Annotated in this window: 6 protein-coding genes; 3 read left to right on the top strand and 3 right to left on the bottom strand. The window is 38.3% G+C overall.

Going from position 1 to position 7,658, the window contains the following annotated elements; translation table 11 throughout:
• The first annotated feature begins 97 nt into the window (after positions 1 to 97).
• Positions 98 to 2,053, top strand: a complete 1,956-nt coding sequence (locus FJR04_RS25295) for an alpha-amylase family glycosyl hydrolase (protein ID WP_168500075.1) — start codon at positions 98 to 100, stop codon at positions 2,051 to 2,053.
• An 81-nt stretch (positions 2,054 to 2,134) separates the two neighbouring features.
• On the opposite strand, the gene FJR04_RS25300 is transcribed toward FJR04_RS25295, so the two are convergent.
• Positions 2,135 to 3,238 (bottom strand): TRAP transporter substrate-binding protein, encoded by a 1,104-nt coding sequence (locus FJR04_RS25300; RefSeq protein WP_168500077.1) that lies wholly within the window; start codon positions 3,236 to 3,238, stop codon positions 2,135 to 2,137.
• Between the two features lie 51 nt (positions 3,239 to 3,289).
• Complete coding sequence (locus FJR04_RS25305) at positions 3,290 to 4,432, bottom strand: FAD-dependent oxidoreductase (protein WP_254445424.1); 1,143 nt, start codon at positions 4,430 to 4,432, stop codon at positions 3,290 to 3,292.
• Between the two features lie 408 nt (positions 4,433 to 4,840).
• On the opposite strand from FJR04_RS25305, the gene FJR04_RS25310 reads away from it, so the two are divergent.
• Positions 4,841 to 5,563 carry a pentapeptide repeat-containing protein gene (locus tag FJR04_RS25310; protein ID WP_254445425.1) on the top strand — a complete coding sequence of 241 codons (723 nt, stop codon included), beginning with the start codon at positions 4,841 to 4,843 and terminating at the stop codon, positions 5,561 to 5,563.
• Here FJR04_RS25310 and FJR04_RS25315 read toward each other — a convergent pair.
• Positions 5,560 to 6,186: a class I SAM-dependent methyltransferase gene (locus FJR04_RS25315; protein ID WP_168500081.1), complete on the bottom strand. Its 627-nt coding sequence runs from the start codon at positions 6,184 to 6,186 to the stop codon at positions 5,560 to 5,562. The genes FJR04_RS25310 and FJR04_RS25315 overlap by 4 nt on opposite strands.
• Positions 6,187 to 6,280: 94 nt before the next feature.
• On the opposite strand from FJR04_RS25315, the gene hemH reads away from it, so the two are divergent.
• Positions 6,281 to 7,447 (top strand): ferrochelatase, encoded by a 1,167-nt coding sequence (hemH, locus tag FJR04_RS25320; RefSeq protein ID WP_168500082.1) that lies wholly within the window; start codon positions 6,281 to 6,283, stop codon positions 7,445 to 7,447.
• The last annotated feature ends 211 nt before the right edge of the window (positions 7,448 to 7,658 follow it).

Below are 7,658 nucleotides of genomic sequence, written 5' to 3' on the forward strand. Positions count from 1 at the left end.
GTTCCCAATTTGAGACTGAGAACGAGAAAATCAACGAAGTGAGTGAAGTTTTGGGTCATTTTTTTTTGTTGGAACACTCTAATTTAAGATAAATACAATGTACGAACAAATTTCTCACTCATTGTTAAATTCAATCCTGGATGATTTAAAGCCAGAAATTCGTCGGCAAGATTTGCGGCATTTTTATACCCGTCTTGGAGCGAACTTTTACGCTATTCATTCGCTATTTTCGACGCTGTACGGACATCGTGATGATTTTAAACTGCAAATGTTGCGGCTAGTTGAAACAATGGCGAAAGGCTATATTGATCGTTCTCCAGAGTTAGAGCGGTTGGATATTCAACGTGAGCAAGACCACAATTGGTTTTTGTCGCAAAAATGGGTAGGGATGGCTCTTTATTCCAACGGTTTTGCAGAAAACCTTGCAGATTTAGAGAACAAAATCGGCTATTTTCAAGAGCTAGGCATCAATATGGTGCATATTATGCCAATTTTGATGTGTCCTAATGGTCAAAGTGATGGGGGGTATGCCATCAGTGATTTTAGGCAAATTGACGATCGCGTTGGTGATTTAGAAGATATTCGCCGCATTGCTAAGGAGTTCAGAAAGCGTGATATTTTGCTGGTTCTAGACATTGTGCTTAACCATACTTCTGACGAACATGAATGGGCGCAAAAAGCAAAGATGGGCAATCGCAGTTTTCAAAATTACTATTATATTTTTGAAAACCGAGAAACTCCTGATATGTTTGAGCAAAGTATGCCAGAAGTTTTCCCTGAGACAGATCCGAGCAATTTTACTTGGAATGTCGAGATGGAAAAATGGGTGATGACGGTTTTCCATAATTATCAGTGGGATTTAAATTACAGCAATCCCAGTGTTTTTATTGAAATGCTCGACATTATCATGTTTTGGGCAAATCAAGGTGTGGATGTTCTCCGACTCGATGCTGTGGCGTTTTTATGGAAAAAGATCGGTACTTCTTGCCAAAACGAGCGCAACGCACATTTAATTTTGCAGTTAATGAAAGATTGTTGTCAGGTGAGTGCGCCCGGTGTGTTGTTTATAGCTGAAGCAATCGTTGCCCCTATTGAAGTAATTAAATATTTCGGCGAGGATGCGATCGCAGCCAAAGAGTGTGAGATTGCTTATAATGCGACTTTAATGGCTTTAATATGGGATGGAATCGCCACTAAAAATACTAAGCTACTCTACCAAGGCATCAAAAATTTGCCTAATAAATTAGAACGTGCTACTTGGCTAAACTATGTGCGTTGTCATGATGATATTGGTTTGGGTTTTGACGATAGTGATATTCGTTTAGCTGGTTATGAACCGAGAGCGCATAGAAAATTTTTAGTTGATTACTTAAGCGGTAAGTTTGATGGATCTTCATCTAGGGGACTGGTGTTCATGCCTAATGAAGCTACAGGAGATGCACGTATTTGTGGTTCACTAGCTTCTTTAGCGGGATTAGAATCTGCCCTGGAAACTGCTGATGAGGGTTTGATTGCCTATGCAATTAACAGAATTTTATTAATGCACGCAATTATTCTATCTTTTGGAGGAATCCCTCTAATTTATAATGGCGATGCGATCGCTGTACTTAATGATTACAGCTATATTGATGACCCAAGCAAAACCGATGACAATCGCTGGGTACACCGTCCTAAAATTAATTGGGAAAAAGCCGACTTACGCAAACAACAAGGAACGGTGGAACATACGGTATTTAATGCCACAAAAAAAATGATTGCCGTCCGTAAAGAAATTTCTGCTTTTGCTGATTTTAATAACCGCGAATTGATACACTTAGAGAATAAACACTTGCTATGTTTCATTCGTTTCAATCATCAACTTCCATCAGAAAAAGTGCTGGTTATCGCCAACTTTGATGCAAATCCGCAAGACTTGTATTTGGAATCACTTATAACTATTGGCTTCAATATTGATAGTAAATTTGTTGATTTATATAGTGGTATGAAACCAGAGCAATGTGATAGTCGGATTACTTTACAAGGATATCAATTTTATTGGCTCACAGAGACATAAAAAGTTTCAATCGTTAAGAAAAAATGGGAGTCAAGCGATCGCTTGACTCTAACATAACTTACATCGAAATCAGATGAAATATTATTTACTATCAGCCGTCACAAAATTAGCATAGCTTAATTCATTGATGCGATTCCAGTTATAAATCTGTTCTCTAAATTTTTTCCACTGTTCATAAAGCTGTTTAAAAGTTGCATCCTTACTCGCATTTTCTTCATATATATCAAAAGCAGCTTTTTTCGCAGCTTGCATAATTTCTTGGCTATAAGGAGTTAATTTAGTTCCACCAGCCAGTAATCTTGTCATTGCTTCCCCATTCAAAGCATCATAATTAGTGAACATATTCACATTAGCTTCAACAGTTGCGGTTCTAAATATTTCTTGGTATTGTTTAGGTAATTTATCCCAAGCTTTCCGACTCACCAAAACATCTAAAGTTGGACCGGGTTCCCACCAACCAGGATAATAATAAAATTGCGCGGCTTTATTTAAACCTAGTTTCTCATCATCATAGGGTCCCACCCATTCTGCTGCATCAATTGCACCCCTATCTAATGCTAAATATATTTCTCCTCCTGGTAACACTTGCACATTCACCCCTAAGTTAGACATTACTTGTCCACCTAAGCCAGGAATTCGCATTTTTAACCCATTTAAATCAGCAACAGATTTGATTTCTTTCTTAAACCATCCTCCCATTTGCGCCCCAGTATTACCAGCGGGAAAGTTGATGATATTAAAATCCGCATAAATTTTTTGCATGGCTTCTAGTCCACCACCATGATATAACCAAGTGTTTTGTTGTTGGGCATTTAAGCCAAAGGGTACAGTCGTAGCAAAAGCTAATGCTGGGTTTTTACCAATGTAGTAATAACTTGCTGTGTGTCCACATTCTACAGTTCCAGCTTGCACAGCGTCTAATACTTGCAATCCTGGTACTAATTCCCCAGCCGCAAAAGGAGTAATAGTAAAGCGGCCACCAGTCATTTCTTTGACTCGTTTGGAGATGGTTTCCGCACCTACATAAGTCCCTAAACTCTTTGTCCAACTTGTCGCCATACGCCATCTGACAGTGGGTAAACTACCTTCGACACTAGTAGATGTACTTGCTTTTGCACAAGCTGTGGCCAGTGTAGCAGTTGCAGCAGCGATCGCACCTGTATTGATAATTTGTCTACGTTTCATAGTCTTTTTTTGATTTCCATTACTCTATCTTGAGGCTGATAGTGCAATTTATCAGGTTTTTGGTAGATTTTGAAATTGTGCCATGAAACGGCGATCGATACAGTCTTTCCAGTGCCACAATAGTTGATGAGGTGGTAAAGTCAAATTTCCTCTAGTCGCTAATGCTCTTCCATCTCCTGTACTAATTAAACTTAAATACGCCTTTTGTGGTTTATAGGATTTGAGTGATTTACCTAAAACAATTCTTCGCAAATTTTCATACAACGGTTTACCTTGACGCACCGCAAACACACCTGCTTTTGGTAAGTGATAATTTATCATTGTGCCAATATCACCCGCTGCAAAAATATGAGAATGCGTTACAGATTGCAAATTATCATCAACTAAAATAAAACCTTTTTCATCTGTACCAATACCCGCATTCCTTACCCAATCTGTGGCTGATGCTTGTGTTACCCAAAAAACGCGATCGCACTCAACTACTAACCCAGATTCACATTTAATCTGCAACTTTTCTGTGATTGGTGCAACTTGACACACAGTTTCACTTAAATGTAATTTCACACCTTTGTTAACTAAAACTCTCTCCATTATTTGCCGTACTGATAAATGATGATTTGGCATTAATTCCCCACTGCGTTGAAATAAATGCAATTCCAAATTTTCAATCTTTAATTTCTGTAAACAAGCTTGCATTGATAATGCTAACTCAACACCACCAGCCCCACCACCAACAATACTAATACTTAGTAACTTTTGGGGATTAATAATAACATTTTCCTGTAATTTATACCAATGTTCTAAAAGTTGCTTAACTGGTTTAGCACCAATAGCATATTCGGCTGCACCTGATACAGACAATTTAGTAGGAACGCTGCCAATATCAATAGATAATAGATCAAAATCTACTACAAATCCATTAGCACAAAGCACTTGGTTATTTTGTAAATCTAGCCCAATCACTTGATTAAGCAACAACTTTGCTTTAGCAAATTTACATAAATTTTGCAAGTCAATATGGCATTCAATATATTTATAAAATCCAGCAATATGTCCCGGTAGCATCCCTGAATAGGGTGTATATTGATCTGGAGTAATTAGGGTTAAATTTATATCGGGTAAAGGGTTTTTACCAAAAAGTCTCAAGACAATAGCATGACTATGTCCACCACCAATTAAAACTAGATTTTTCATAAACGTTAAGAGAAAAAACATCTTTTGCAGCAAACTAATCTTAAACTAACAGTATTAATTAAAACCCGATATTCTTAGGCTAAGAGTTTCTGTAGGTTGGTTTGACATTAGGAAACCCAACAAAACAGGACTTACGCACAAATCACGAAAGAATGAACCATGAAGGAACGAACCATGAAGGAACGAACCACGTTCGCGGAGCGTCCCGCAGGGATAGGAACGAAGGAAACGTTCGCGAAGCGTCCCGTTAGGGATAGAAAAGAGAGTTTCAGAGATATTTTGCGTAAGTCCTACAAAAGTCCGCAAATGTTGGGTTTCCTAATTTAATGTTTTTAGGTTAACCGACAAGTATTAAATTATAACCCAACTTACATCTTGATATTCAATCATTAAACAGGTAGTAGTTATATGATGTCAAAAGTATTTTTTATTGCTCGTTATTTTTCTATCAACGATATTTGGCAAAACAAAATCCTCCCTAAGATAATTGAAGTTCAGAACCAAAGAAAACACAATCAGAAATATTTAGCGCGAATTATCAAACAACTGGAGCAACATCCTATGAGTACAAATATAGAGATAATTCATGATTTAGAAAATATTGCTAATATTAATCCTCAATTTCATTGGGTAATTATGAATATGCTCACAAATATTATTAGAAATAATACCATTTCTTCTCCTTCCCATAAAAAAGAAATCACTAATCACTCTGCGGAAAAAATTAGCCCCTTCATTCAAGCAGCGATTAATGTTATTGCTAGAAGAGACATGACAAAAGATCCTGAAAATGAGCAAATTGATTTAAGTTATACAGACTTGAGCGGTATGAATTTACAAGGAGCTAATTTAGAACATATAAATCTCTATCAAGCGAATCTTTCAGGAGCAAATCTGGCAAATGCTAACCTAGAAAGAAGCATTCTCAGTGCAGCTAATCTAGAAGGTGCAAATCTCAATCTTGCTAATCTTTCTGGTGCAATTCTCAATGCCGCAAATCTTAATAAAGCTAACCTTGTGGGAGCTAATTTACAAAGAGCTAATCTTTATTTAGCTAGTTTACAAGGCGCAATTTTAAATGATGCTATTTTGGAAGGAGCAAATCTACGAGAAGCTAAATTTACAAATTAAATCTTCCTACTTTGAATTACCTGTAAACTTCCACCTGCATATAAAGTTGGTGACTTAACATCAAACCCATTTTCAGTTAATAATCCAGGTAAATCCGTTTTCAATAATTGCCAAGCTGTCTCAGTTTCAAACAACCAGAAAAATACTATCAACCCTGGCCAGAATATCGGGTTTGTGGGTGGGTGAAAATCCACTAGAGTAAATATTCCCCCCGGTTTTAAGACTCGATAAACCTCTGTAATAATTTTTCGCAGTTGTTCAGGCTGCATTTCGTGTAAAGCGGCACTAGTATGTACTACATCAAATAGATTATCTGCAAAAGGCATATTCTCAGCAAACCCTTCTATGTATGTAGCATCTGGCACATTTTTTTGCGATCGCTGTATGGATAATGGAGAAGCATCTAAGCCGGTGACATTTTTGGAAAAATTTACCAAAAATCTGGTTGCTTGACCACTACCACAGCATAAATCTAGAATTTGGGTATCTGATTGCAATTTTAAATCTTGGAAAGCCAATTGACGAAACCGGGCTTCACCACCCACACTCACAGCCGCTAACCGAGAAATGCCATCATATAACCATTGATATCTATAACTCAAGTCTCTAAAAATTGTTGCCATTGCATTTTTTCCTGCCGATAAAGCTTTATATTTAATAAAGATATATTGTTAACATTAGTAAAAAATCTGCAAAGATTGGGGGAAAGTAACTGCTATGGGTCGTATAGGGGTATTATTACTTAATCTCGGTGGTCCCGATAAACTAGAGGATGTCGGTCCGTTTTTGTATAATCTGTTTTCAGATCCAGAAATTATCCGCCTCCCGTTCCGCTGGATGCAAAAACCCCTAGCTTGGTTTATTGCTACACGCAGACAAAAAACATCTCAAGCCAATTATAAGCAAATTGGCGGCGGTTCTCCACTGCGACGCATTACAGAAGAGCAAGGAGCAGCGATTAAAGCCCAGTTGGGTGAATTAGGACAGGAAGCTAACATCTATGTAGGAATGCGCTATTGGCATCCTTATACAGAAGAAGCGATCGCCCAACTTACCCAGGATAACATTGATAAGTTGGTAATTCTTCCACTTTACCCCCAATTTTCTATTAGTACCAGCGGTTCTAGTTTCCGCCTCTTAGAACAACTGTGGAAAGAAAATCCCAAACTCCAAAGTCTTGAATATACCGTTATCCCTTCCTGGTACAAACAACCAGGTTATCTGCAAGCAATGGCCGACCTCATAGTTGGGGAACTTGAACGATTTCCTAACCCTGATGACGCACATATTTTCTTTAGCGCCCATGGTGTACCTAAAAGTTACGTAGAAGAAGCTGGAGACCCCTACCAACAAGAAATTGAGGAATGCACCTATTTAATTATGCAAACCCTCAACCGTCCTAATTCCCACACCCTAGCTTATCAAAGCCGTGTTGGTCCGGTAGAATGGCTACAGCCTTATACAGAAGATGCACTTAAAGAACTCGGTGCAAAAGGCGTGAAAGATTTGGTAGTTGTCCCCATTAGTTTTGTTTCTGAACATATCGAAACATTACAAGAAATTGATATTGAATATCGAGAAATAGCAGAAGAAGCCGGTATTCACAACTTCGGACGCGCCCCTGCACCCAACACAAATCCGGTATTTATTCAAGCTCTATGTGACTTGATAATTGATGCCCTTAAACAACCTAATCTGAAACTTTCTCAAGCCGCCCAAATGAAAAAAAGGGTGAAGATGTATCCCCAGGAACGTTGGGAATGGGGAATCACTACCAGCGCCGAAGTCTGGAATGGTCGCATAGCTATGCTAGGTTTTATCGGGCTGATCATCGAGTTAGTCACAGGTAAAGGCTTGCTGCACGCGATCGGACTTTTACATTAGTTTTGGTGATTGGGGATTGGTGATGGGTGATTGGTAATTGGTGATTGGTAATTGGTGATTGGTAATTGATAAGAATTATTACCTCTGCTTCTTCCTTCTTCCTTCTTCCTTCTTCCTTCTTCCTTCTTCCTTCTTCCTTCTTCCTTCTTCCTTCTTCCTTCTTCCTTCTTCCTTCTTACCTGTCACCTGTCACCTGTCACCTGTCACCTTT

The sequence above is a fragment of the Anabaena sp. UHCC 0204 genome, from assembly GCF_009711975.1.
Lineage (GTDB): Bacteria > Cyanobacteriota > Cyanobacteriia > Cyanobacteriales > Nostocaceae > Dolichospermum.

Coding starts and splice junctions, on each gene's coding strand:
- hemH (WP_168500082.1), top strand. CDS start 6,281: ATGGGTCGTATAGGGGTATTATTACTTAATCTCGGTGGTCCCGATAAA.
- FJR04_RS25310 (WP_254445425.1), top strand. CDS start 4,841: ATGATGTCAAAAGTATTTTTTATTGCTCGTTATTTTTCTATCAACGAT.
- FJR04_RS25295 (WP_168500075.1), top strand. CDS start 98: ATGTACGAACAAATTTCTCACTCATTGTTAAATTCAATCCTGGATGAT.
- FJR04_RS25305 (WP_254445424.1), bottom strand. CDS start 4,432: ATGAAAAATCTAGTTTTAATTGGTGGTGGACATAGTCATGCTATTGTC.
- FJR04_RS25315 (WP_168500081.1), bottom strand. CDS start 6,186: ATGGCAACAATTTTTAGAGACTTGAGTTATAGATATCAATGGTTATAT.
- FJR04_RS25300 (WP_168500077.1), bottom strand. CDS start 3,238: ATGAAACGTAGACAAATTATCAATACAGGTGCGATCGCTGCTGCAACT.